This window comes from Erwinia pyri (genome assembly GCF_030758455.1).
Lineage (GTDB): Bacteria > Pseudomonadota > Gammaproteobacteria > Enterobacterales > Enterobacteriaceae > Erwinia > Erwinia pyri.
On sequence record NZ_CP132353.1, the window covers coordinates 1,822,019 to 1,845,525 of the forward strand.

Sequence of the window (23,507 nt, forward strand, 5' to 3'; positions counted from 1 at the left end):
TGCTAATTACTTAATCAAATCAGAGAGTACTGTCCGGAGAACCCTGCCCATGTACCGCATTATCGCCGCTGGATGTCTTGTTGCCTGTGCCTCCTTACCCGTGCGGGCAACCAGTGATTCGCCTAAGCTCAATAGTGAATTTCAAATTACCTGTCCGGGCCGCCCGACCATGACCGTTACCAAAGCGCAATATGGTTTGACCACGCTGATGTGGCCTGGCGATCATTTTCAGATAGCGGCCGGCAACCAGCGTTCTGAAACCAAAAATGGCGATAAAGTGTCGATAGTGCTGTTCCGTAATGGCGATCAGATGGTGGTGAACCAGTCTGATGAGAATATCTTCTTCTCCTATGATGGCGCGAATAAGCTGGTTTCCTGTACCCGCAGCAGCGAAAAGGATAACAGCGCCGTCGAACTTCAACGCACCGACGCTTCTGGTAATCTGGAATCCTGATCGCTTCTTGCTCTCACACTTAAGGAAAAGAGCATGGAACTAACCGTTACGCCTCACCCCACGCCGGAAGATATTGCTGAGGTTCGTGCAGGTCTGATGGCCTTTAACGCCGGCCATATCAATATTGATGAGATGAAAGATATTGGGGTGTTTATTACCGATCCCGACGGAAAAAAACTCGGCGGGCTTACGGGTTCTACTGCAGGAAACTGGCTGAGGATCGATATGCTGTGGGTCAGTGAAGCCCTGCGCGGAGAGGGCGCAGGCACCAGGTTGATTCGGGCAGCAGAGGAAGAGGCCCGCAAGCGTGGGTGTCAGTATGCCCAGGTGGACACGGCAAGTTTTCAGGCGAGACCCTTTTACGAAAAAATGGGTTTCACCGTTCAGCTTATGCTTGAGAACTACCCACGCGTGCACCAACGAATATACCTGACCAAAACGTTGTAAGCGTTACTCGCTCAGTCGCTGGCGCAGGTCCAGCGGCGAATTTTCCGCCTCATCCAGCAGCGCCAGCCACTGGCGCATATTAACTTCCTGCCAGGCAAGATGTCCTGCAGTAGTGCCCATCAGCACCACATCTGGTCTCAGCGCCCGGTAAAACTCTATCGACTTCTTTAAGTCGGCCTCGTTGCTTTCAGGCACCAACACCGTTATCCAGCGATCGTGAGAGAGGGTGATAGTGTCGCCGACAAAGAGATAGGTTTTGCCAAAAGGGGAAGCGTACAGGTAGCTGGTGCTGCCTGGCGTGTGTCCGGGCGTGGGAACGACATGAAAACTGCCGCAGTGGAGTTCAGCCTGATTAAAGGTGTCATCAGGCTCCGCAAAAGGGCTTACTGGCCCCAGCGCCCGGGTGTGGCAGTAGAGCGCTGAGTTAAAGCGCGACTGCAAAATGCGCGCGCCCGGACCCGCTTCATGCCAGTGGGTAAGATAATGGCGGATAATGCCGCCTAAATCCTCAATCGCCTGATGGTCGCTCAAATTTTCCACGCGGGAAATCAGTAAATTGCCACGCATATGCTGCAGCAAAAAACCGTGCATCATCAGTTCCGGCTCGTTTTCACCCGCCGGAAACTCCGGTGTGGATACCCAGAGATCCTCGTACAACTGCTTCATAGGCGCTCCAGGAGTTAGCGAAGCGTCGGATGCCCTGATATCGTCAGCGTACTGTCTGAACCTTTGACCTGCAAATGACCCTGCGCACCTAAAGGCAGCGTCACGGTATTCCAGTGATGGCCAAATTCAAGACCGGTGACCAGCGGTATGCCTGTCACCTGACGAATCAGCGTCCAGACGCTGTCGAAGTCATAGCCATTGTCATAATCTGTCAGGGTCGCCCCGGTAAAACTGCCCAGCACGATCGCTTTCTGGCGAGCCAGAATGCCGCTTTGTGCCAGCTGCAGCAGCATTCTTTCTACACGGAAAGGATGCTCGTTGACATCTTCAATCACCAGAATGCCCTCATCAATCTCAGGCAGCCAGGGCGTTCCCATCAGGGAGGCGATCATCGCCAGATTGCCGCCCCAGATTTTTCCGGTGACGTTGACCTCTTGCGGCTGCGTTTGCCAGCTAAGGGTAAATTTAGGCGAAGTCAGCGCGCGCCAGAAGTGTTCAACCGTGAATTCAGATAAAACCGCAGCGCCAAAGTTACCCGCCAGCATCGGCCCGCTGAAAGAGATAGCGCCACAGGTAAGCAGAGCAAGCTGGATCACCGTGAAGTCACTGTGGCCACAAAGCGCTACCGGATTTTCCCGCAGCCAGCCAGCCAGGTTTGCGCGCCCTAACTGAGGTAGCAGCCGGGTAGCGCCATAGCCGCCACGCACGGCCAGTACGATATCCGGGCATGTTTTCAGGTCAGGCAGGCCGTTGAGATCCTGTAAACGGTCGGCCTCATTTCCGGCAAAACGCTGGTCACGACGGGCAATTACTTCACTGTTCAAAACCTGATGCCCCTGCGCACGCAGTCGCTCAACGGCCAGATGCGCGGCCTGTTGATTCTGGCAATAGCCAGAAGGAGCGATCAGATGAAAAGTGCGGGGAGTAATGGACATAATATTCACTTTTATCCTCAATGCGGTTAAAGAATCATCGCAAATCAACGGCATTACGCTTACCGGCATCCGGTTAAGTCGCTTTTAAAAGCTAAGCGGGCAATTTTTATTCAGTGTTAAAGGGATTTTTTACGTCACTTAGGGTCCAATACCTCTGATGATGACGAAAAGCGTGAATGAAGTCACTCGCAAGCGTAGAAAATTCAGAGTTTCGGTAATTTTATCCTGTCTGGCGCACGCTATGATGAAAGCGCGAGGCTAAGGCTCAGAGGATGAATATAGCGTGAGAAACATAAAAACGGTGGCGATAGTGAGCGTGTTACTGCTGGCAGGCTGTGCCAGCAAACCGCCTAAACGGACCATAACGCAGCAGCAAACACCGTTAACGCAGGCACCACCTGAAAAAGTTGCTCAGGCCTGGTCAATGTTCACGGAGAGTGCGGCTAACAACTACGGTGTTGACCAGAAGCTGGTTGAGGCGATCATTTCAGTTGAGTCGGGCGGCAATCCAACGGTAGTCAGCAAGTCGAATGCCATTGGATTGATGCAGATTAAAGCTTCCACAGCGGGACGTGAGGTTTATCGGGTTCAGGGACGGCGCGGACAGCCAAGCAGTAAGGAGCTGCGCGATCCGGTAAGAAACATCGATATCGGGACGGCTTATCTGAAGATTTTGCAGGATCAGTCGCTGGCAGGGATCCGCGATCCGAAAACGCTGCGCTATGCCACTATCGTCTCCTATGCCAACGGCGCAGGAGCGTTGCTGAGAACGTTTTCGCGCGATCGCGATCGTGCAATTGCGATGATCAATGCCATGTCGCCGGAAGAGTTTTACCAGCATGTGCAGAATAAACACCCTGCGGCACAGGCTCCCCGCTATTTATGGAAAGTGACCACCGCTTACCGCACCATCTGATGCCAACCGGTGTGCTGTTCTTAAGCAGGGGGAGGGATGACCAGTCCAGAATGCTGATGCTGGACTGGCTTTTCCTTTACAGCCTTCAGTCAGACTGAATACCTTACTGAAAACGTTGCGCTTTATCGCGGGCAAGCCGCTCCAGCGAGAAGATCACCTGTTGCAGCGATCGCTCCTCTCCCGCGTTCAGTGAGCTGAAGCGAAAGCTGAGGCGAGGCGTGACTACGGTTTCATTTTTATTGCCGACTACGCTGCGCTGACCAACGTTAATCAGATGCGCATCTACTTCAAAGCGGCCATATTCGCCAAGCTCAACGCGAAGTTTTTTGAACGCTTCGCCACCCTGTAAAGAGTCTGGGATCTGCGAGTCAGCAAGCACGGCAAAGCCGCCCAGTGAGAGATCCTGCAGGCGCATCCGGCCTTCACCGCTGCCATCCGGCCACTGCACATAACAGTAAAAAATGGGGTCAAGCGGAGCAGAAACGCGGAAAAACTCGCGGCGCTGGATCATCCACAACAGATCGGGCAGGGTTGCGCTAAAGGCGGGCAACCCTTCAAACGTCTCTTCCTGCAGGGCGCTCAACGCAAATTCAACCTTTGCTCCATGCGTTTCGGCTCTGAAATGCAGCTCTTCTGCTTCAACAGCCGTCTGGTTTTCATAATCATTACTGCCAAGGTCGAGGATCATGCGATCCTGATCGGCATCAAGCAAGCGGGTAATAAACTGGCCGCGAGCGTGCGAGACCAGGATAGGCGTCTGATTTTTTAACAGATTCTTGAGCACCGCAAGCACGGCCAGCGGGCCGCGTTTCAGGTACTGTTCTTTATCTTCTTCTTTCACATTCCACTCCAGTTGAATGTAAGAAAACGCGCTTTCAGCGGTATACGTCAAATTATCGGCAGTTAAAGGTGGCGCTTTAGCCCGGTAAGAAAAAAAATTCTGAAAAAGTTTAGATTTAAATCACACAGTTAGAATCCTGGCCTATACTTATCCCGTCTAATCAGTAAGCCAAAAGGAGCAGTAAATGGGTATTTTGTCATGGATCATTTTTGGATTGATCGCAGGGATTATCGCTAAATGGATTATGCCGGGTAAAGATGGCGGTGGATTTATCATCACCGTGGTCCTCGGTGTTATTGGCGCCGTAGTAGGGGGCTGGATCAGCACCCTGTTTGGCTTCGGCAAAGTAGATGGTTTCAACTTCGGCAGCTTTGTCGTCGCGGTGATTGGTGCGATTGTCGTGCTGTGGATTTACCGCAAAGTGAAAAGCTGACGTACTGGCGCATAAAAAAAGGGAGACGATTATCGTCTCCCTTTTTTTATGCGCCTGACCCGGTCGCCAGGTTTTTTCTGTGAAAAACAGAGGCTGCCGGGTCAGTATGCATTTAGTATCAGTTAAAAATCATAGCCTACAGTAGCCACAACGGTGCGCTCAGCGCCCCAGTAGCAGTAACCCGTGCCGTAACAGGCAGAAACGTAATCACGATCGGTCACGTTATTGGCATTCACCTGCACAAATGCCCCTTTCAGGCTGCTGTTCCAGGCACCGAGATCGGCGCGGACTGAAGCGTCGAACAGGGTAGTAGAGGGCAGGCGAGTGGTGTTTTCATTGTCTGCCCACTGTTTGCCGATGTAACGCACGCCAGCGCCCACGCTGATGCCCCAGTCGAACTGGTATTTCGCCCAAGCCGACGCCATGGAGTTTGGCGTTACGTAAGGGGTGTGGCCATCGTTACCATCCACAGAGTCCTTGAAGCGAACATGGCTCAGAGTGTAGTTAGCGAGAGTGCTCAGGCGTGGCGTGATCTGGTTATGCGCTTCCAGCTCAATACCCTGCGAATGCACTTTTCCAGCAGGTTCATAGTAAGAACCTACCACTACCCGGTTGCCAACATCTTTCTGCGTCAGATCATAGAGGGCAACGGAGTAGAGATCGGATGTGCCGTTCGGCTGATATTTTACCCCCGCCTCATACTGCTCTGAAGTGGTTGGCTTCAGCAGATTATCATTTGCATCGGAGAGTGACTGCGGCGTAATGGCCTGGCTGTAGCTGGCGTAAGGCGAGATGCCATTATCAAAGGCGTAGAGCAGGGCGGCACGGCCACTGATGTGATCATCCTGGCGGCGATGCTTAGTGCTGGTGGACCAGGTTTCGTTTTCCGAGACAATGCGATCGTAACGGCCGGAGAGATCCAGGTGCCATTTCTGCCAGATCATCTCATCCTGCAGATAGACGCCGGTCTGGTAATAACGGCGCTGAGAATTAACAAAGTCGTAGTTCTGACGGCTGCCCACCGCCTCCCCTGTTACGGCATTAAGCTGATTTGCCACGTCGCTGGCATCGCTTAAATCATTTTTGTACTGGTGGTATTCGCCGCCCAGCACCACTTTATGCTCGACTTCGCCTGTAGCGAAATCCGCCTCCAACTGGTTATCAATAGCAAAGGCATCCAGCGAGGAACGTGAGCCGGAATAGTAACGGTTTAACAGATCCGGATTTTTGCTGTCCCAGCCTATTTGATAAACCTGATCCAAATCGACGTCAGAGTGGGAATAGCTGGCATTGGAACGGAACGCCCAGGTGTCATTGAAACGATGCGAGAATTCATAGCTGTAAATCTGTTCATTACGCTTGAACTGATCCAGCGAGCTGTCACCATCGTAGAAACCATTACTGAGCTTACGACCATTATGTTCCGTGATGCTGCCATCGCCCGGCACGGCACCGTGATAGCCGCCTGAGGGATCTTTTTGCAGATAAGCGCGCAGCAGCAATGAAGTATCTTCATCCGGCTGCCAGAGCAGAGAAGGGGAAATAGCATACTTCTCTTCGCGAGTGTGATCGTACTGCGTGTCGCTGTTGCGGGTGATGCCCGTCAGGCGAAACGCCCATTGATCGTTAATAGCATTGGTGTAATCAAAGGCGGCGCTGTTAGTGGCATTAGTCCCGGTCGAGGCGCGGAAATGGCCTTCCTGCTTAAACTGCGGGCGCTTAGACGTTTCCATTACCAGACCGCCGGGCACGGTCTGCCCATACAGGGCAGAAGAGGGGCCTTTGATCACATCGATACGTTCCAGGAACCAGGGATCCACCTGCAACACGTTATAGCTGCCCGGGTCGCTCATCAGTCGCAACCCGTCCAGGAAGACGTTATCCACATCGCCGCCGTGGAAGCCCCGCAGGGATACGGTGTCATAACGAGTCGCTGCACCCGCGAAGTTAGTAAATGCGCCAGCGGTATAGTTGAGCGCTTGGTTAACGTTCATCGCACCCTGATCTTCCATCTGCTGGCGGGTCACAACGGAAACAGACTGGGCAGTGGTGATCAGGGGGCGATCCGTTTTTGTCGCGCCCGTAGAGGTCTTAGCCGTATAACCCTCTGTTGGCGAAGAGGCCGTTTCAGCAGGTTGAGCGGTGACCACCAGTGTCTCTGCCGCAAAGGTAAAAGCCGGTGCAGTCAGCGCAATCGAGCACAGCAAAGCAGAACGCTTTAAGCTAAAAGCCATTCTCATTGTCAATTCCCTTACAAAGTGCGAAGTAAGAACCGTCATCGCGGCCAGAGAGAGCGAGCGCACTTAACGGTAATATAAAGATGTATGATAATCTCAATGAGAATTATTATCTTTTCGTTAAAGCGTTTCAAGCATTGATTTTGCTTATATTTTCCCCTGCTAAAATCAGGGGAATTAGCTTTCTAAGCTGAGTGGACCTGCCAGAGAGGGGGAACAGGGCAGAAGAGAAGGTAATCAGAGCTTGAGTATTACTGAGGTCGATAAACGGGGAAGGTCAGGAAGCGTGGCGGCCCGTGGCAAAAAACAGGGCCGCCAGAAAGCAGATTATTGACCGGAAGCGATATCACCTACGTTATTACAGGTTTTATTTTTCGGACAGTAGAGATCCATCAGCTTGAGCGTAACGCCGTTGGTCCAGCCAAAACCATCCTGCAGCGGATATTCGCCGCCACCGCCGCCTCCCAGCCCTTTGCCTTCCACAACATATTTTTCAACCAGCTTATGCTCCTTATCATAGGTGGTCTGAACATTTTTCAGGAAGCGCATGCCGATATCCTTCGCCAGCGTCTGCTTACCGTAATTGTTCAGCCCCTGCACTGCCGCCCACTGCAGCGGAGCCCAGCCGTTTGGTGCATCCCACTGCTGGCCATTATTAACGTTGGTGGTGACCAGCCCTCCTTCCTTAACAAGCTGCGCCTGCACCGCCGACGCGGTACGGGTGGCTTTCTCTTGGGTTGCGGCCTGCAGGTAAAGAGGGAAGAGCGCAGCGGCCGTCAGCTGAGGACGGACTGAGCCTTTTTTCCAGTCATAATCCGCATACCAGCCCTGTTTATCATCCCAGAGATAACGGTTGATCGCCGCCTGACGCGTTTCCGCCAGCTGGCTGAAGTGTTCAGCCGCCTGGTCGTTTTTCGCGACTTTATTAGCCCGCGCCAGCGTCTTCTCCAGATGGAACATCAGCGCGTTCAGATCGACCGGGACGATGCGGGTAGTGTGAATAGTGGAAAGGTCGCCTGGCTTATCAAACCAGCGGGAACTGAAGTCCCAGCCGGAGGCGGCGCCAGAGCGTAAATCCCGGTACAGCTCCGCTTTATTGCGGTTTTCGGCTTTCCCGGCGGTGGCTATATCATCCATATAGGATTCCGTTCTCGGGACGTCACGGGCATCCCAGTAACGGTTCAGCAAGGTACCATCTTTGAGTTTCACCACGCGTTTACTGGCTTCACCAGCCTTCACGCTGTCGGCATCAGCCATCCAGTAGTCATACTCTTTCTGCAGCTGCGGCAGATATTTAGTGTAAACGCTGTCGCCCTGATGCTGAGCCAGCAAATCGACCATCATGCTGAAGAAGGGAGGTTGAGAGCGACTGAGATAGTAGCTGCGGTTACCATTCGGGATATGTCCGTAGGTATCCAGCTCGTGGGCAAAGTTGTCTGCCATGTCCTGCACCCGATCCCAGTGCCCGCTTTCGGCCAGGCCGAGCATGGTGAAATAGCTGTCCCAGTAATAGACCTCACGGAAGCGTCCGCCAGGGACAACATAAGGTTTGGGTAGCGGTAGCAAAGAGTCCCACTGGTTCGCCTGCCGGGCTGAACGGGTCAGCACCGGCCACAGACCATCAATATGCTCGCGGAGGCTCTGTCCGGCTGGCGGTACATATTTCTCGCCTTCAGCGGGCAGCGTGAAGTTGGCATTCACGAAGCGCCTGAGATCAAAATTGCGCTGGGATTTCTGCATCTGCCAGTCGGCCAGAATCGAGGAAGGATTACTTTTAGGCACCGCATCAGCAAAGGTTTTCTGATCCGGAAAAAGTTTTGCTGCCTGCACGGCATGGAACAGCGGCCCCAGGCGAATATCTGGCGGCTGAGGAGCCTGGCTCAAAAGATGCTGTTCGCTGTCGCTTTGCGCCGCATAACCCGTTTGTGTCAGTGCGGCCACCATAAACGGCAGCACCAGCACCGCTTTCCATTGACGCTTCTCGACTCTTTGCATTGATAGTTCTCCATGTCCGGACGGTAAGTAGTTGACCCTGAACCAAACTTTAGACGAAATTTTGGTTAACCACCTTGTTGGAACCGGGAAATGTGAACTGGTCTGGATTTTCAGCTGGCTGAAACCAGGAAATTAACGGTGTTTACTGGCCCTGGAGAGCCGGGGGGAACGGCCCTCTGCTTACTGAATCTCTGATAATCAGCTCAGAGATAAAGCCATTCTCTTTAGCCAGCGTGCCACCATCCAGCATCGAAATAATCTGGGCGATCACCGCATTCACCATTTCGCTGACCGGATCCTTAACGCTGGAAAGAGAGGGGTTCAGCCAGGGAGCGGTGGGAATATTATCAAAACCGATCACCGAAACCTCTGCCGGCACCTGCAGACCAGCCAGATTAAGCGCTTTTATCGCACCAATCGCCATCTCATCGTTACTGGCTAACAGGGCGCTGAAAGAGTGGCCCTCCCGCAGTAAGGTTTCAACCGCTGCCGCACCGCTGGCCGGAGACCATTTTCCCTGCACAATCAGCGCTTCCTCAACGGGCAGCTTATGCGCTGTCAGCGCCGCTTTGTAGCCTGCAAGGCGTTCAAGGGCGGTTGGAGAGTCCAGTGAACCGGTGATAAAGCCGATCTGCCGGTGGCCCTGATTAATCAGATAGTCCGTGGCGTGAAAACTGGACCCTTTATGATCGCAGAAAATGCAGTGGCTCTGATGCTTGCGCAATTTACGGTTCACCACCATCACCGGCTTTTTATCACTGTCGATGATGCCATCCAGCTCATCACCTGATAAAAAGCGAGGATAGATGATGATGCCATCGCAGCGAAGATCCCGCAGAAATTCGATGGCGGCGCGCTCTTCACCGGCGCTGTTTTTGCCATCCACCAGCAACAGCTGGCGGCCACAGGCGTCGAGCTTTTTGGCGGCCTGAGAGATCAGTTCGTTGAAATAGGGGCCGTTATAGAGGGTATTGGTGACCACCAGACCGATGCACATCGATTTGCTGGTAGCCAGATTTCTGGCCAGCAGATTAGGCCGGTAACCCGCCTCCTCAATGGCTTTAAAAACCTGATCTTTCGTCTGCTGGCTGACGTAGCCTTTGCCCGAAAGCACGCGAGAAACCGTGGCTTTAGACACGCCCGCTTTGGTTGCCACTTCCTGCATCGTTGACACAGGCTCCTCCTGGAAGAGTAACGTTGATGCGCCATTCTACACATTCTGCCTGCCATACGGCGAATTCCCCTTTAACCCGATCGCTATCACAAATTTCGAACGCCATTTTAACTAACTGTTGAAGTTGAGCAGGGAAATGAACATTCTCGTGTGAAACCGGTTACCTATTGTTTCAGCCTGAACATTTTTTTGCCCTGCTGGCATCAGTAATATTCACTGAAATTCGCTTAACCTTATGATTCTGGAGTGGTTTCATGGCAAAGAATTTTGCACAACTGGCGGCGTCAATCGTCGATGCGTTGGGCGGTGCGGATAACGTCGCGGCGGTAACACACTGCATGACGCGGCTGCGATTTGTGCTGCATGATGAGTCGTTGGTGGATGCGGCGATACTGAAGTCACTCTCAGGCGTGATGGGCGTGGTGCGCAGCGACACGCAGTGTCAGGTGATCATCGGCAACAATGTCTCCCAGGCCTATGCGGAAGTGCAAAAGCTGCTGCCGGAAGGGGTGAGTGCCAAAGAGGCCGCTCCAGCTAAAAGCCGCCTCACGCTGCGGCGCATCGGTGCCGGTATTCTTGATGCGCTGATCGGTACGATGTCCCCACTGATCCCCGCCATTATCGGTGGTTCGATGGTGAAGCTGCTGGCGATGATCCTTGAGATGTCCGGCGTGTTCAGCAAAACCGATCCGACGCTGGTGATCCTCACCGTTATCGGCGATGGCGCCTTCTTCTTCCTGCCGGTAATGGTGGCGGCCTCCGCAGCGGTGAAGTTCAAAACCAATTTATCACTGGCAATCGCTATCGCCGGGGTGCTGGTGCATCCGGCGTTTATCGATCTGATGGCCAAAGCGGCGCAGGGGCAGAAAGTGGAGTTCGTGGGCCTTTCGGTCACGGCGGTGAAATATACCTATACGGTGATCCCCGCGCTCTGCATGACCTTGCTGCTCTCTTACATCGAAAAGTGGGTAGATCGGATTACGCCCGTGGTGACCAAAAACTTCCTGAAACCGATGCTGATCATGCTGATTGCCGCGCCAATTGCTATCGTGCTGATCGGTCCGCTGGGGATCTGGATCGGGACCGGCATCTCTGCGGTGGTCTACACCGTGCACAGCTATCTTGGCTGGCTTTTGGTAGCGATTATGGGGGCGGCCTGGCCGCTGCTGGTAATGACCGGGATGCACCGCGTCTTCACCCCAACCATTATTCAGACCATCGCGGAAACCGGCAAAGAGGGGATGGTGATGCCGTCTGAAATCGGCGCGAACCTGTCGCTGGGCGGCTCCTCTCTGGCGGTGGCCTGGCGGACTAAAAATCCGGAACTGCGCCAGACCGCGCTGGCGGCGGCCGCTTCTGCCATCGTTGCCGGCATTTCGGAACCTGCGCTGTATGGCGTGGCGCTGCGGTTAAAACGGCCGTTAATCGCCTGCCTGATCAGCGGGTTTATCTGTGGCGCCGTGGCGGGGATCGGCGGGCTCGCCAGCCATTCGATGGCGTCACCCGGACTGTTCACCAGCGTACAGTTCTTTGATCCTGCCAATCCGATGAGCATTGTCTGGGTGGCAGGGGTAATGGTGCTGGCGGTGGTGATCTCCTTTATCACCACGCTACTGCTCGGTTTTGAAGATATCCCGGTTGAAGCACCACGCACTGCCGCCAACAAAAGCGCTGCACCTGCAGCCGCGCTTACTGCTTCACCCGCAGTCAAAACACATTGATAAAGAGGATTGTTATGACAGCATCACCATTTCCTGAAGGCTTTTTATGGGGCGGCGCCTTAGCCGCCAACCAGGCTGAAGGGGCAAGTTTCGCAGGGGGAAAGGGGCTGACGACAGTAGATGTCATTCCCCATGGGGCTCACCGGCTGGCGGTGAAGGTCGGTCTGGAGAAGCGCTTTGCGCTGCAGGAAGGGGAGTTTTACCCCAGCCACCAGGCCATAGATTTCTATCACCGCTACAAAGAGGATATCGCTCTGATGGCGGAAATGGGCTTCACCGTGTTCAGAACGTCCATCGCCTGGAGCCGGATCTACCCCAATGGCGATGAGCTTGTGCCGAATGAGGCGGGGATCGCGTTTTACCGGGATCTCTTTAACGAGTGCAAAAAGTACAATATTGAACCGCTGGTAACGCTGTGCCACTTTGACGTGCCGATGCATCTGGTGCGGGAGTATGGCTCCTGGCGCAGCCGGAAAATGGTGGAGTTCTTTACCCGCTATGCCCGTACCTGTTTTGAAGCCTTTGACGGGCTGGTGAAATACTGGCTGACCTTTAACGAGATCAATATCCTGCTGCACAGCCCCTTCTCCGGGGCGGGACTGGTCTTTGAAGAGGGCGAAAATCAGGCGCAGGTAAAATATCAGGCGGCACATCATGAGCTGGTGGCCAGCGCACTGGCGACAAAAATTGCCCATGAAATTAATCCGGCAAACCAGGTCGGCTGTATGCTGGCCGGCGGGAATTTCTACCCAAGAACCTGCAAACCTGAGGATGTCTGGGCCGCGCTGGAAAAAGATCGCGAAAACCTGTTCTTTATCGATGTGCAGGCGCGTGGCGCTTATCCCTCCTATACCCGCCGCCTGTTTGCAGAAAAGGGCATAAAGGTAGAGATGGAGGCAGGCGATGCCGACATCCTGAGTAATACCGTCGATTTCGTCTCCTTCAGCTATTACGCTTCGCGCTGCGCTTCGGCAGAGATGAATGAGAGTAACAGCAGCGCCGCCAACGTGGTCAAATCGCTGAAAAACCCCCATATCGAACTCAGCGAGTGGGGCTGGGGGATCGATCCGTTAGGGCTGCGGATCACCATGAACATGATGTATGACCGCTATCAGAAACCGCTGTTCCTGGTGGAGAATGGGCTGGGCGCAAAGGATGAGATCGACCAGCGGGGTGAAATTGTTGACGACTACCGTATCAGCTATCTGCGTGAGCATATCAAGGCGATGGGCGAAGCCATTGCGGACGGTATTCCGGTGATTGGGTATACCTCCTGGGGCTGCATCGATCTGGTTTCCGCCTCCACCGGCGAAATGAGCAAGCGCTACGGCTTTGTCTATGTGGATCGTGATGACAGCGGGAAAGGAACGCTGGCGCGCAAACGCAAGAAATCGTTCTTCTGGTACCAGAAGGTGATTGCCAGTAACGGCGCAGACCTGAGTTAAAATCCGGGCTTTCGCGAAGTGCTGACAAGCTGCCATGCTGCAACCATGAAAATCCCGGCCTCTGCCGGGATTTTCATGGTTGCTGCTCAGAAGCTATCAGGCCGTTACTTCACACATTTAGCGCACTGTTCCAGACTGATTTTCTGGAAGAAGTCGTTGCCTTTATCATCCACCAGAATAAAGGCCGGGAAGTTTTCCACCTCAATTTTCCAGATAGCCTCCATCCCCAGTTCCGGGTACTCGACGCACTCCAGGCTCTTGATGCTTTGCTGCGCCAGTACCGCTGCCGGACCGCCGATGCTGCCGAGGTAGAAGCCGCCATGCTTCTGGCAGGCGTCCGTCACCTGCTGGCTGCGGTTGCCTTTTGCCAGCATAATCAGGCTGCCGCCCGCTTCCTGGAGCTGATCGACATAGGAATCCATGCGGCCTGCGGTGGTCGGGCCCAGCGAGCCGGATGCGTAGCCTTCAGGCGTCTTGGCCGGTCCCGCGTAATAGATGGGGTGATCCTTCACGTACTGCGGCAGACCTTCACCATTATCCAGGCGCTCTTTCAGCTTCGCATGGGCAATATCACGCGCCACGATGATAGTGCCGCTCAGGGAAAGACGGGTGGAAACCGGATGCTGAGAAAGCTGCGCCAGGATCTCCTGCATCGGGCGATTCAGATCGATATGCAGCACTTCTCCTTCACCCTGCTGGCGCAGTTCGGCAGGAATAAAGCGGCCTGGGTTATCTTCCAGCTTCTCAATCCAGATACCTTCACGGTTGATCTTCGCCTTGATATTGCGGTCCGCCGAGCAGGAGACGCCCATCCCGACCGGGCAGGAGGCGCCGTGACGCGGCAGGCGGATGACGCGGATATCATGTGCAAAGTATTTGCCGCCAAACTGTGCGCCCAGCCCCAGCTGTTGTGCCGCAGTCAGCAGCTCCTCTTCCAGCTGCACGTCGCGGAACGCCTGACCATGCTCGTTGCCTTCGGTTGGCAGACCGTCGTAATAATGGGTAGATGCCAGCTTGACCGTCTTCAGCGTGCTTTCAGCGGAGGTTCCGCCAATCACAAAGGCGATATGGTAGGGCGGGCAGGCCGCGGTGCCGAGCGTCAGCATTTTGCCAATCAGGTAATCCTTCAGCTTGGCCGGGCTGAGCAGCGCCTTGGTTTCCTGATAAAGATAGGTTTTGTTGGCCGAGCCGCCGCCTTTGGCGATGCAGAGGAATTTGTATTCCGCGCCGTCCACGCTGTAAAGATCGATCTGTGCCGGCAGGTTGGTGCCGGTATTCACTTCTTTATACATATCCAGCGCAACGGTCTGCGAGTAGCGCAGGTTGTCTTCGATGTAAGTGTTATAAACACCCTGTGACAGGGCTGCTTCATCGCCGCCGCCGGTCCAGACCCGCTGGCCTTTTTTACCGCTGATAATGGCCGTGCCGGTATCCTGACAGGTTGGCAGCACGCCTTTAGCGGCAATTTCAGAATTCCTCAGGAACTGCAGCGCCACATAGCGATCGTTCTGGCTCGCCTCAGGATCGGCGAGAATGGCCGCAACCTGTTGCTGATGAGCGGGGCGCAGCATAAATGAGGCGTCGTGAAACGCCTGTTGCGCCATCAGCGTCAGCGCTTGCGGATCAACCTTCAGCACTTCCTGCCCGTCAAACTCAGCGACAGAAACATAATCGGAAGTCAGCAGATAATAGTCAGTATCGTCAGGAGCAAGAGGGAAGGGGTTCTGATAAAAGAAAGGTTTATTCGACATTGTTTTCTCACTTAACGCCGCCTTCGGCCGGAGCGACAGGCCCACAGGCGACTAAGAGTTATGATTTTAATCCGGCCGGCCAGCTTTGCTGGCCGGGGGAAGATGATATAACAATATTTCAACATCTGCATGCTTCTGCGGCGTAGCCGGGGCATCAGAACATCATTACCATCCACGGATAGGCAATCAGCATCATACCGCCCAGGAAGATAGCGCCAAAGATGGTGCCAAGACGCCAGTAATCTTTGGTCGGCAGATAACCGCTACCGTAATAGATGGGGCTTGGGCCGGTACCGTAAGGGGTGATGATCCCCATTACGCCCAGCGAAGTCACCATCATCAGGCAGTAGACCGGCATATTGATGCCCGGGATCGCGGCGGCGATGGTCAGCATCGCTGGCAGCAGGGCAGTGGTGTGCGCGGTGGTACTGGCAAACAGGTAGTGCAGCAGGAAGAAGGCGATTAGCAGCATCACTGCCGCAACCTGCGGGTCAAAGCCGTTGAGCAGTTGGCCACCCTCTTTACCCAACCAGGCGATAAAGCCGACGCGGGCCAGTCCATCCGCCAGCGCAACCAGCGTGGCGAACCAGGCAAAGGTGTTCCAGGCAGGTTTGTTGCTGGTGATATCATTCCAGTTCAATACGCCGGTCCACAGCATCAGGACCACCACCAGCAGCGCGGCCATCGCCGGTTCAATCCACGAGGTGGCGAAGATCCACATCAGCAGCGCGCTACAGACAAACACCAGCAGCAGAATTTCATTCCGGGTCAGCTTGCCGAGTTTTTCCAGCTCGCTTTTCGCCCAGCGCGGCACTTCATCATTAATTTTCACTTCCGGCGGGTAGAACCAGTAGGCCAGCAGCGGCATGGTGAGGATCAGCAGCACGCCCAGCGGCAGGAAGGCCAGGAACCAGGTTCCCCAGGAGATTTCAAAACCAACGATGCTTTTAACCAGCGCCAGGGCCAGCAGGTTTGGCGCCAGCGCCGACAGGAACATAGAGCTGGTGATACAGGCAGCGGTGATAGCCACCCACATCAGGTAAGAGCCGATTTTACGGGCGCTGGGGTCGTTGGGTTTAGAACCATATAAAGGAGGAAGGTTGGCGATAATCGGATAGATGGTACCACCGCTGCGTGCGGTATTCGAAGGGGTGAACGGCGCCAGCAGCAGATCTGCGAAGGTAATGGCATAACCCAGCGTCAGGCTGCGGCGGCCGAGATACTTCACCAGAATCAGTGCCAGACGGCGGCCAAACTGCGTTTTATCGTAGCCGGCGGCGAACATAAAGGCACCGAAAATCAGCCAGACGGTGGAGTTGCCGAAGCCGCTCACTGCCCATTTGAACGATTCGCTGGCCATTTTAAATTTCGGGTTAGCGAGTTCTGCCGGACTGAACAGCAGCCACTGGCTGAACAGGGCGATCACCACCACCCCGGTCAGGCCAATCACCGCCCCAGGCAGCGGTTCGAAGATCAAACCGACGATAACGCCAACGAAGATGGCAAAGAAGTGCCAGGCATGCGGTTCTAACCCTTCCGGTACCGGAACCAGCAGCAGGATAACCGCCACCAGTACGGGTAAAAACATCATGATCAGGCGTTTTTTGGTTCCCTGGGCGGCTGGTGCAGCTTTGGGAGGTTCACTGACTGTCGCAAGTGGTTTCATAGTTTTTGTCTGCAAGTTGAGGAGAATGCTTTATAGCGTTGCGGTTAATTGTAGATCTGAATGCTTTTTTTAGTTTAATAATGTTTTTTCATCGGTTAATCGCAACGACCGAAATTAGAGTAGGCTGTTTATTTCTGTACTCACTAAGAGTTTATTAATTAGCTGCAGATATCATGCGATTTGCCTGAAATAAGAATATTGATCTGGATCAATAAATATTTCCATCAGGTTTTTATTTTTTAAAATAATTACGCTAATTCCCTTGCATCTTGTGCCTGGAACCCGAAAAAAACGTGTTCAACCTAAGGGTTAATTTCCTGAAAACATAAAGGTAATTTTTAATTGTATGATACGTAAAGGTTTATTTCTGGTGTTAATCAGAAGTTGCTTTTTATCAACTATTGGTTAACAATTAAAGGTGATTTTTATCTCTTCGCCGTTAATTACAGGCTCCCTATTATTTAAAAGTTTAAAAACTAAATTTATCGGTTATATAAGCAAAGAAACGGGTATATTAATCACATGACATCGGACCACTTAATTATAGGGAAATAATGCGTCCGCGACAGATTTCCAGACTTTTAAATTTTTGGAGTTGTTCATCATGCCAACACTCACCCCGATCCTGAATCCCCTCACATTACCTAACGGCGCAGTCCTGAAAAATCGTCTGTTAATGGCGCCAATGACCACCTGTACCGGTTATTACGATGGTACGGTAACCAGCGAACTGGTGGAGTACTACCGTGAACGTGCCGGCAGCATTGGCACGGTGATCGTCGAGTGCTGCTTTATCGACCCGAAAGGTCCAGCCTTCCCTGGCGCTATCGCCATCGACAGCGATAACAAAATTTCCGGCCTGAGTAAAATTGCGGACGCCATCAAGTCTCAGGGGTCGAAAGCGATTCTGCAGATCTATCACGGCGGCAGAATGGTTGAGCCTGAGCTGATCGGCGGCAGAAAGCCGGTAGCGCCAAGCGCCATTGCCGCGCCGCGTGAAGGGGCCACCACGCCGCAGGCGTTGACGGCGGAAGAAGTGGAGGTGATGATCACCAAGTTTGGTGATGCGGTAAACCGCGCCATCAAGGCGGGCTTTGATGGCGTTGAACTCCACGGCGCCAACACCTATCTGATCCAGCAGTTCTATTCGCCTAATTCCAACCAGCGCGACGACAAATGGGGCGGCAGCCGCGACAACCGCGCCCGTTTCCCGCTGGAAGTGCTGGAAATTACCCACAAAATGGTCGAGCGGTTTGCCGATGCCTCTTTTATTATCGGCTACCGTTTCTCACCGGAAGAGCTTGAAGTCCCTGGCATCCGTTTTGACGACACCATGTACCTGCTGGAGAAACTCGCCGCGCGCGGGCTGGACTATGTGCATTTCTCCGTGGGTCAGCTGCTGCGTCCTTCCATTGTGGACCGGAACGATCCCACCCCACTGATCACCAAATTTATCGCTATGCGTTCTGAGACGCTGGCGAAGATCCCGGTGATTGGCGTGGGCGGCGTGGTAAATAAATCAGACGCTGAAACCGCGCTGGAGTACGGTTTCGATCTGGTGGCAATAGGCAAAGCTTGCATCGCCTATCCGGACTGGGCTGACCGCATCATCAATGAAGATCACCTTGAGCTCTATATTGACAGTCACCGCCGGGAAGAGCTGAAAATCCCGGAGCCGCTGTGGCGCTTCTCGCTGGTGGACGCGATGATCCGCGACACCAGCACCACCGGACGGAAATATAAAGCGGGGGTCTATCAGGAGAAAGTCGAGGCGGAAGCGCTGAAGCTGAAAATTGCCGTCACCCTTGATACTGACCGTATTACCGATATCTCGCTGGTGCCGGATGCCTCTCTGGACGTGGACTTTACCACCACTTTTGAAAGCCTCCGCACCCGTATCCTGGTGGCTAACAGCCCGCACGTCGATGCCATAACCGGCGCGACAACCCAGAGTGAAGCGCTGAAAAAAGCGGTGTCACGCGCGCTGGCGACCTCCAGTAAAGAGCATGTCATTGAAGAGGGCGGTAACCCGCAGGCACCGCAAAATTATGACGTGGTGGTCGTGGGGAGCGGCGGTGCAGGTCTGGCTGCGGCGATTCAGGCTCATGATGACGGCGCTCGCGTGGTGATCATTGAGAAGATGCCCACTATCGGCGGTAACACCATCAAAGCCTCTGTGGGGATGAACGCGGCTGAAACCCGCTTCCAGAAGCTGAAAGGCATCGTGGACAGCAAAGAGCTGTTCTATGAAGAGACGCTGAAGGGCGGTAAGTTCAAAAACAACCCGGTGCTGCTGCGTGAGTTTGTGGAGCTGGCGCCGGAAGCCATTGAGTGGCTGGCCGCGAAAGAGATTGAGCTGAACGATATTACCATCACCGGCGGCATGAGCATCGACAGGACGCACCGTCCGGCTGACCGCTCAGCGGTAGGGGGCTTCCTGATCAGCGGGCTGGTTAAAAACATCAACAAACGCGATATCGAAGTACTGCTGGAAACCTCAGTGGCTGAGATCCTGTTTGAAAACGGGGCGGTATCGGGTGTGAAGGTGGTGGATGAGTATAACGACAGCCGTATTCTCAACGCCAAAAGCGTCATCGTCGCCACCGGCGGCTTCAGCGCCAACCGTGAGATGGTGGTGAAATACCGCCCTGAGCTGGACGGTTTCGTAACCACCAACCATAAAGGCGCCACCGGCAGCGGCATCGCCATGTTACAGAAAATTGGTGCCGAAACGGTGGATATGGGCGAGATTCAGATCCACCCAACCGTCGAGCAGACCACCTCCTATCTGATTTCCGAAGCGATCCGCGGCGGCGGTGCCATCCTGGTCAGCCAGGCGGGTAAACGCTTCTTTAATGAGATGGAGACGCGTGACAAAGTGTCGGCGGAGATTATCGCGCTGCCGGAAAAAAGCGCCTGGGTACTGTTTGATGAGCAGGTCCGCCTCAACAACAAGGCGGCGGATGAGTATATCGCTAAAGGCTTTGTGGTCAGCGCGCCTTCTCCTCAGGAGCTGGCGGTGAAGCTGAATATGGATCTGCATGCGTTGCTGGCGACGTTAGAGCGCTACAATCTCTTTGTTGAGAAACAGCATGATGAAGATTTTGGCCGTAAAACCGCGCTGCGCCACCCTCTTAAACAGGGGCCGTTCTACGCTATCCGTGTTGCACCCGGCGTGCACCACACCATGGGCGGCGTAACCATCAATAGTGATACGGCGGTGCTGGATGCACAGAAACAGGTGATTCCGGGTGCCTGGGCTGCTGGTGAGGTTGTCGGCGGTATCCACGGCGCTAACCGTATTGGCGGGAATGCCGTTGCGGATATCATCATCTTCGGTATTCTGGCCGGTAAAAACGCGGCAGCACTTGCCCGCCGCTAGCGTTGAACAGGAGCCGGATCCCTCCGGCTCCTCTCAGTCAGGGAAGTCGCGCCCGCGACAGGAGAGAGAGCATGTCATCTGACGAACGGGTTTACGCCTACTCCGCCGTGTTAATGGGTTCACCGATCCTGCTAAAGCTGTTTGAGCATGATGAAGCGCTCGCAGCACGCGTTTTCCGCCTGATCAAACAGTATGAAATCCTGCTAACCGTCAATCGTCCCGAATCAGAAGTCATGAGTATCAACCATGCTGCGGGCAGGCATCCGGTTAAAGTCAGCCAACCGGTTTTCGATCTGATTGCCTGCGCCCATGCTGCCAGCCTTTTACCGGACAGCCTCTTTAATTTCACCATTGGCCCGCTGGTAAAGCGCTGGAAAATCGGCTTCAGGGGCGACAGCATTCCGCCTGAGGATGAGATCCAGGCGCTTCTTCCGCTCACCGATCCCCGTCAGGTTCAGTTGGACAGAGAAGCATGCACGGTGTTTCTGCAGCAGAAGGGCATGGAGATTGACCTGGGCGCCATTGCTAAAGGCTATATTGCCGATCGGGTGCGGGATTATCTGCAGCGGCAGGGCGTTACGCAGGCGCTGATCAATCTGGGGGGGAATATCCAGACTCTGGGCAGCTCGCCGGAAGCGGCGGGTTGGGGGATTGGCCTGAAAAAGCCGTTTGCCGCGCCCGAGGCGCTGATTGGCGTGATCAACGTTCGCGGCAAGTCAGTGGTGACCTCTGGTATTTATGAGCGCTATTTTGAACTGAATGGCCAGCGCTATCACCACATTCTCGATCCCCACAGCGGCTACCCGCTGGATAACGAACTGCTCAGCGTTACCGTTATCTCAGAAGACTCCATTGACGGTGACATCTGCACCACGCTGCTGTATGGCATGGGGGTGGAACAGGGCCTTGCTTACCTGGCTACCCGTCCGGAGCTGGAAGCCATTTTCGTTACCCGGGCACGCCAGGTCATCTGCTCTTCCCAGCGGCTCTGCTCTTTCACGCTGCTGGATAACCAGTTTCAGCCTCTGCTGGTTACTGACAAAACTGTTTAAGAAGCTGGGCGTGTTCAGCCTGCAAACGGTAACGGTAAACCGGTCTTCCCGTCAGCCCATAGTGCAGGTTAGTGGAGAGGATTTTCCGCTGCGCCAGCCAGATCAGATATTTACGGCAGGAGACGCGCGATATATTCACCGCAGCGGCGAGATCGTCGGTAGAAAATTCCATCTCCGGGTGTGCGTCAATCCACAGACAAAGCGTGCGCAGGGTCTGAGGCGTTAAGCCTTTGGGCAGGCGGTGCGCATCACTCATATCCGGCAGGTTGCCATGCAGCAGCGCGTCCACATCCTCCTGCTTGTACCAGCTGTGCGTCTCTTTCAGCGTCTTTTTATGCTGCCAGCCGGTCAGCGCCTCCTCAAAACGGGCAAACTGAAACGGCTTAATCAGGTAATCCACCACGCCGTAGTGCAGAGATTGCTGAATGGTCTGCGCATCCGCCGCTGAAGAGATGACGATCACATCGATGCTGCGCTTCGCGGCGCGAACTTCCGGCAGCAGATCGAGCCCGTTCTCCTGCTGCATATAGATATCCAGCAGGATCAGGTCGATATGCAGATCGCTGTGCAGCACCATCTCTCTGGCCTGTTTCAGCGTGGAGGCCACGCCGCAGCAGGAGAAACCCGGGATCTGCCCGATGTAGCAGCGGTTGAGTTCGGCCACCATCGCATCATCATCGACCACTAAAACATTTAACATGCGTTCTCTTCTCCTCCATCCCAGGGAAGCTGGACTAAAAATTGGGTATAAACCCCGGGGTCGGACTCTACAATAATTTCGCCGCCAAGGCTCAGGGTTTGCTGCTTAGAGAGGAATAAACCCACTCCGCGCTGCTCGCCTTTGGAGGAAAACCCTTTTTCAAAGATGGCGTCAAGCTGGTCGGGCGGGATCCCCGGCCCGTCATCGCTTACTTCGCAGGTCAGCCAGCCCTGCTGATAGTGCAGCAAAACGCTGACCTCACCCTCCGGCTGCTGGCTCAGGGCATCAAACGCATTCTCAATAAGATTTCCCAGCACGGTAATCAGAACCGACACCTGTTGCTCGCTTCCCCTGTCCGGCAGGAAACTGTCTTCATTGATGACCAGATGCAGTCCCCGATCGGAAGCGCTGTTAAGTTTACTTAATAAGAAACCCGCTATCACCGGGGACTTTATTTTTCGCAACAGCGATCCGATTTCAGTCTGATAGTTGTTGGCGGTTTTCAGGATGTATGCTTCAAGCTGCGCGTAACTTTTCATGTGCAACAGGCCCAGAATAACATGCAGTTTGTTCATAAATTCATGGGATTGCTGGCGCAGCGTATCAACATAGTTGACCATCCCGCTCAGGCGCTGGGTAAGGCGGGTCACCTCCGTTTTATCCCTGAAGGTACAGATCGCGCCGATAATTTTGCCTTTACTGCTGACCGGCATGGTATTGATTAACAGATCGCGCCCGCGAAAGTGGATCTCTTCATCACGCTGGGGCTTGCCGCTGCTCAATACGGCGCGCAGGATAGCGATCAGCGGGCCGGAAGCTTCCAGATTGCGAACGATCTCGTTTTCTGATGCCTGCGGCATACCGGTTTCACGGAACAGCTTGCGGGCGGCATGATTAATCAGCGTCACCTGCGCGTTGAGATCTACGGCAACGACGCCCTCTTTAATCGCATACAGCATCGCCTGGCGTTGTTCAAACAGTGCAGAGATCTCATAAGGCTCCAGGCCAAACAGAATTCTGCGGGAGGCTCTGACCAGCCAGAAGGTGCCTGCTGCGCCAACCAGGCTGCCGAACAGCGCCGTCCAGAGGATATTCCAGCGGCTCTGATTGATCTGCGCATTCACTTCACTCAGCGAGATCCCGATCACCACTACGCCGATCTGTCGGTGTTGCGGGTCGTAAACCGGGGTGAAGACGCGCAGGGCTTTCGCCAGCTGGCCCTGGTTGACGGAGACGTTCTCTTTACCCAGCAGGGCAGGGCGCAGATCCTGGCCGATAAAATGCTGGTTAATGGCTTCCCTGACCGGATGTGAATAGCGCATGCCCTCCATATTGGTCACCACCACGTAGAGCAGATCGTTGCTCTTCTGTACCTGTGAGGCGATCGGCTGGATCAGGTTGCGGTCCGCAGGCAACAGCAGGGCGCGCTGGATATCCGGAGAGTTCGCCAGCGTGCGGGCCACCGCCAGTGCTTTATGCTGAACGCTTTCCCGCGTCACGCTGGAGATCTGCAGGAAATAGAAAAAATGCACCACCACCAGCACCGCTACGATCACTGTACTCACCATCAGGCTGACGGAGGTGGTGAGTTTCAGCGGACGTTTCCGCGCCGGTGGCAGCAAGCTGGGGTCACTCATGGAGGCTCCTTAACGATAAAAAGGAGTCCTGAATGGTGTTCCAGCCTGACTCCGT

Annotated in this window: 18 protein-coding genes; 8 read left to right on the forward strand and 10 right to left on the reverse strand. The window is 54.3% G+C overall.

Annotation, left to right across the window (positions count from 1 at the left end):
* The first annotated feature begins 49 nt into the window (after positions 1-49).
* Together Q3V30_RS08490 and Q3V30_RS08495 are read left to right on the forward strand one after the other, a co-directional pair.
* Positions 50-454 carry a hypothetical protein gene (locus tag Q3V30_RS08490; protein WP_306212279.1) on the forward strand — a complete coding sequence of 135 codons (405 nt, stop codon included), beginning with the start codon at positions 50-52 and terminating at the stop codon, positions 452-454.
* 33 nt (positions 455-487) lie between these two features.
* On the forward strand, positions 488-901 hold the full coding sequence (locus Q3V30_RS08495; protein WP_306212281.1) for a GNAT family N-acetyltransferase: 414 nt from the start codon (positions 488-490) through the stop codon (positions 899-901).
* A gap of 3 nt (positions 902-904) precedes the next feature.
* On the opposite strand, the gene Q3V30_RS08500 is transcribed toward Q3V30_RS08495, so the two are convergent.
* Together Q3V30_RS08500 and ldcA are read right to left on the reverse strand one after the other, a co-directional pair.
* On the reverse strand, positions 905-1,567 hold the full coding sequence (locus Q3V30_RS08500) for an MBL fold metallo-hydrolase (protein ID WP_306212283.1): 663 nt from the start codon (positions 1,565-1,567) through the stop codon (positions 905-907).
* 14 nt (positions 1,568-1,581) lie between these two features.
* Entirely contained in the window at positions 1,582-2,502 is a 921-nt protein-coding gene (ldcA, locus tag Q3V30_RS08505) for a muramoyltetrapeptide carboxypeptidase (RefSeq protein ID WP_306212285.1), read from the reverse strand.
* 292 nt (positions 2,503-2,794) lie between these two features.
* Here ldcA and emtA point away from each other — a divergent pair, with 292 nt between their 5' ends.
* Positions 2,795-3,418, forward strand: a complete 624-nt coding sequence (gene emtA, locus Q3V30_RS08510) for a membrane-bound lytic murein transglycosylase EmtA (RefSeq protein ID WP_306213134.1) — start codon at positions 2,795-2,797, stop codon at positions 3,416-3,418.
* 103 nt (positions 3,419-3,521) lie between these two features.
* Here emtA and Q3V30_RS08515 read toward each other — a convergent pair whose 3' ends face one another.
* Entirely contained in the window at positions 3,522-4,259 is a 738-nt protein-coding gene (locus Q3V30_RS08515; protein WP_306212288.1) for a flagellar brake protein, read from the reverse strand.
* 184 nt (positions 4,260-4,443) lie between these two features.
* Here Q3V30_RS08515 and Q3V30_RS08520 point away from each other — a divergent pair, with 184 nt between their 5' ends.
* Positions 4,444-4,692 carry a GlsB/YeaQ/YmgE family stress response membrane protein gene (locus Q3V30_RS08520; RefSeq protein ID WP_306212290.1) on the forward strand — a complete coding sequence of 83 codons (249 nt, stop codon included), beginning with the start codon at positions 4,444-4,446 and terminating at the stop codon, positions 4,690-4,692.
* Positions 4,693-4,814: 122 nt separating this feature from the next.
* Here the strand turns inward: Q3V30_RS08520 and Q3V30_RS08525 are convergent, their stop codons facing one another.
* The 3 genes from Q3V30_RS08525 to Q3V30_RS08535 form a co-directional block, all read right to left on the reverse strand.
* Positions 4,815-6,932, reverse strand: coding sequence for a TonB-dependent siderophore receptor (locus Q3V30_RS08525; RefSeq protein WP_306212292.1), 2,118 nt, complete (start codon positions 6,930-6,932; stop codon positions 4,815-4,817).
* Positions 6,933-7,256: 324 nt separating this feature from the next.
* A complete protein-coding gene (gene treA / locus Q3V30_RS08530) occupies positions 7,257-8,873 on the reverse strand; it encodes an alpha,alpha-trehalase TreA (protein WP_306213135.1) in 1,617 nt (538 codons plus the stop codon).
* A gap of 193 nt (positions 8,874-9,066) precedes the next feature.
* Positions 9,067-10,098 (reverse strand): LacI family DNA-binding transcriptional regulator, encoded by a 1,032-nt coding sequence (locus Q3V30_RS08535; RefSeq protein WP_306212294.1) that lies wholly within the window; start codon positions 10,096-10,098, stop codon positions 9,067-9,069.
* 254 nt (positions 10,099-10,352) lie between these two features.
* On the opposite strand from Q3V30_RS08535, the gene ascF reads away from it, so the two are divergent.
* Both ascF and Q3V30_RS08545 read left to right on the forward strand, forming a co-directional pair.
* Positions 10,353-11,819: a PTS cellobiose/arbutin/salicin transporter subunit IIBC gene (gene ascF / locus Q3V30_RS08540; protein WP_306212296.1), complete on the forward strand. Its 1,467-nt coding sequence runs from the start codon at positions 10,353-10,355 to the stop codon at positions 11,817-11,819.
* Between the two features lie 14 nt (positions 11,820-11,833).
* Positions 11,834-13,264: a 6-phospho-beta-glucosidase gene (locus Q3V30_RS08545; RefSeq protein WP_306212298.1), complete on the forward strand. Its 1,431-nt coding sequence runs from the start codon at positions 11,834-11,836 to the stop codon at positions 13,262-13,264.
* Between the two features lie 104 nt (positions 13,265-13,368).
* On the opposite strand, the gene fumA is transcribed toward Q3V30_RS08545, so the two are convergent.
* Positions 13,369-15,015, reverse strand: coding sequence for a class I fumarate hydratase FumA (gene fumA / locus Q3V30_RS08550; RefSeq protein WP_306212300.1), 1,647 nt, complete (start codon positions 15,013-15,015; stop codon positions 13,369-13,371).
* A 154-nt stretch (positions 15,016-15,169) separates the two neighbouring features.
* Positions 15,170-16,681, reverse strand: a complete 1,512-nt coding sequence (locus Q3V30_RS08555; protein ID WP_306212302.1) for an anion permease — start codon at positions 16,679-16,681, stop codon at positions 15,170-15,172.
* A gap of 604 nt (positions 16,682-17,285) precedes the next feature.
* On the opposite strand from Q3V30_RS08555, the gene Q3V30_RS08560 reads away from it, so the two are divergent.
* Both Q3V30_RS08560 and Q3V30_RS08565 read left to right on the forward strand, forming a co-directional pair.
* Positions 17,286-20,063, forward strand: coding sequence for a flavocytochrome c (locus tag Q3V30_RS08560; RefSeq protein WP_306212304.1), 2,778 nt, complete (start codon positions 17,286-17,288; stop codon positions 20,061-20,063).
* Between the two features lie 71 nt (positions 20,064-20,134).
* Positions 20,135-21,115, forward strand: coding sequence for an FAD:protein FMN transferase (locus Q3V30_RS08565; RefSeq protein WP_306212306.1), 981 nt, complete (start codon positions 20,135-20,137; stop codon positions 21,113-21,115).
* On the opposite strand, the gene dcuR is transcribed toward Q3V30_RS08565, so the two are convergent.
* Together dcuR and Q3V30_RS08575 are read right to left on the reverse strand one after the other, a co-directional pair.
* Complete coding sequence (dcuR, locus tag Q3V30_RS08570; protein ID WP_306212308.1) at positions 21,096-21,815, reverse strand: two-component system response regulator DcuR; 720 nt, start codon at positions 21,813-21,815, stop codon at positions 21,096-21,098. The two genes, Q3V30_RS08565 and dcuR, sit on opposite strands and share 20 nt — an antisense overlap.
* Positions 21,809-23,452 (reverse strand): sensor histidine kinase, encoded by a 1,644-nt coding sequence (locus Q3V30_RS08575; RefSeq protein WP_306212310.1) that lies wholly within the window; start codon positions 23,450-23,452, stop codon positions 21,809-21,811. The genes dcuR and Q3V30_RS08575 overlap by 7 nt, the downstream gene beginning before the upstream one ends.
* Positions 23,453-23,507 lie beyond the last annotated feature (55 nt).

Excerpts from the sequence above, each read along its gene's own strand:
- Q3V30_RS08490 (WP_306212279.1), top strand. The coding sequence starts at position 50 with ATGTACCGCATTATCGCCGCTGGATGTCTTGTTGCCTGTGCCTCCTTA.
- Q3V30_RS08495 (WP_306212281.1), top strand. The coding sequence starts at position 488 with ATGGAACTAACCGTTACGCCTCACCCCACGCCGGAAGATATTGCTGAG.
- Q3V30_RS08500 (WP_306212283.1), bottom strand. The coding sequence starts at position 1,567 with ATGAAGCAGTTGTACGAGGATCTCTGGGTATCCACACCGGAGTTTCCG.
- ldcA (WP_306212285.1), bottom strand. The coding sequence starts at position 2,502 with ATGTCCATTACTCCCCGCACTTTTCATCTGATCGCTCCTTCTGGCTAT.
- Q3V30_RS08520 (WP_306212290.1), top strand. The coding sequence starts at position 4,444 with ATGGGTATTTTGTCATGGATCATTTTTGGATTGATCGCAGGGATTATC.
- Q3V30_RS08525 (WP_306212292.1), bottom strand. The coding sequence starts at position 6,932 with ATGAGAATGGCTTTTAGCTTAAAGCGTTCTGCTTTGCTGTGCTCGATT.
- treA (WP_306213135.1), bottom strand. The coding sequence starts at position 8,873 with ATGGTGGCCGCACTGACACAAACGGGTTATGCGGCGCAAAGCGACAGC.
- ascF (WP_306212296.1), top strand. The coding sequence starts at position 10,353 with ATGGCAAAGAATTTTGCACAACTGGCGGCGTCAATCGTCGATGCGTTG.
- Q3V30_RS08545 (WP_306212298.1), top strand. The coding sequence starts at position 11,834 with ATGACAGCATCACCATTTCCTGAAGGCTTTTTATGGGGCGGCGCCTTA.
- fumA (WP_306212300.1), bottom strand. The coding sequence starts at position 15,015 with ATGTCGAATAAACCTTTCTTTTATCAGAACCCCTTCCCTCTTGCTCCT.
- Q3V30_RS08555 (WP_306212302.1), bottom strand. The coding sequence starts at position 16,681 with ATGAAACCACTTGCGACAGTCAGTGAACCTCCCAAAGCTGCACCAGCC.
- Q3V30_RS08560 (WP_306212304.1), top strand. The coding sequence starts at position 17,286 with ATGCCAACACTCACCCCGATCCTGAATCCCCTCACATTACCTAACGGC.
- Q3V30_RS08565 (WP_306212306.1), top strand. The coding sequence starts at position 20,135 with ATGTCATCTGACGAACGGGTTTACGCCTACTCCGCCGTGTTAATGGGT.
- dcuR (WP_306212308.1), bottom strand. The coding sequence starts at position 21,815 with ATGTTAAATGTTTTAGTGGTCGATGATGATGCGATGGTGGCCGAACTC.
- Q3V30_RS08575 (WP_306212310.1), bottom strand. The coding sequence starts at position 23,452 with ATGAGTGACCCCAGCTTGCTGCCACCGGCGCGGAAACGTCCGCTGAAA.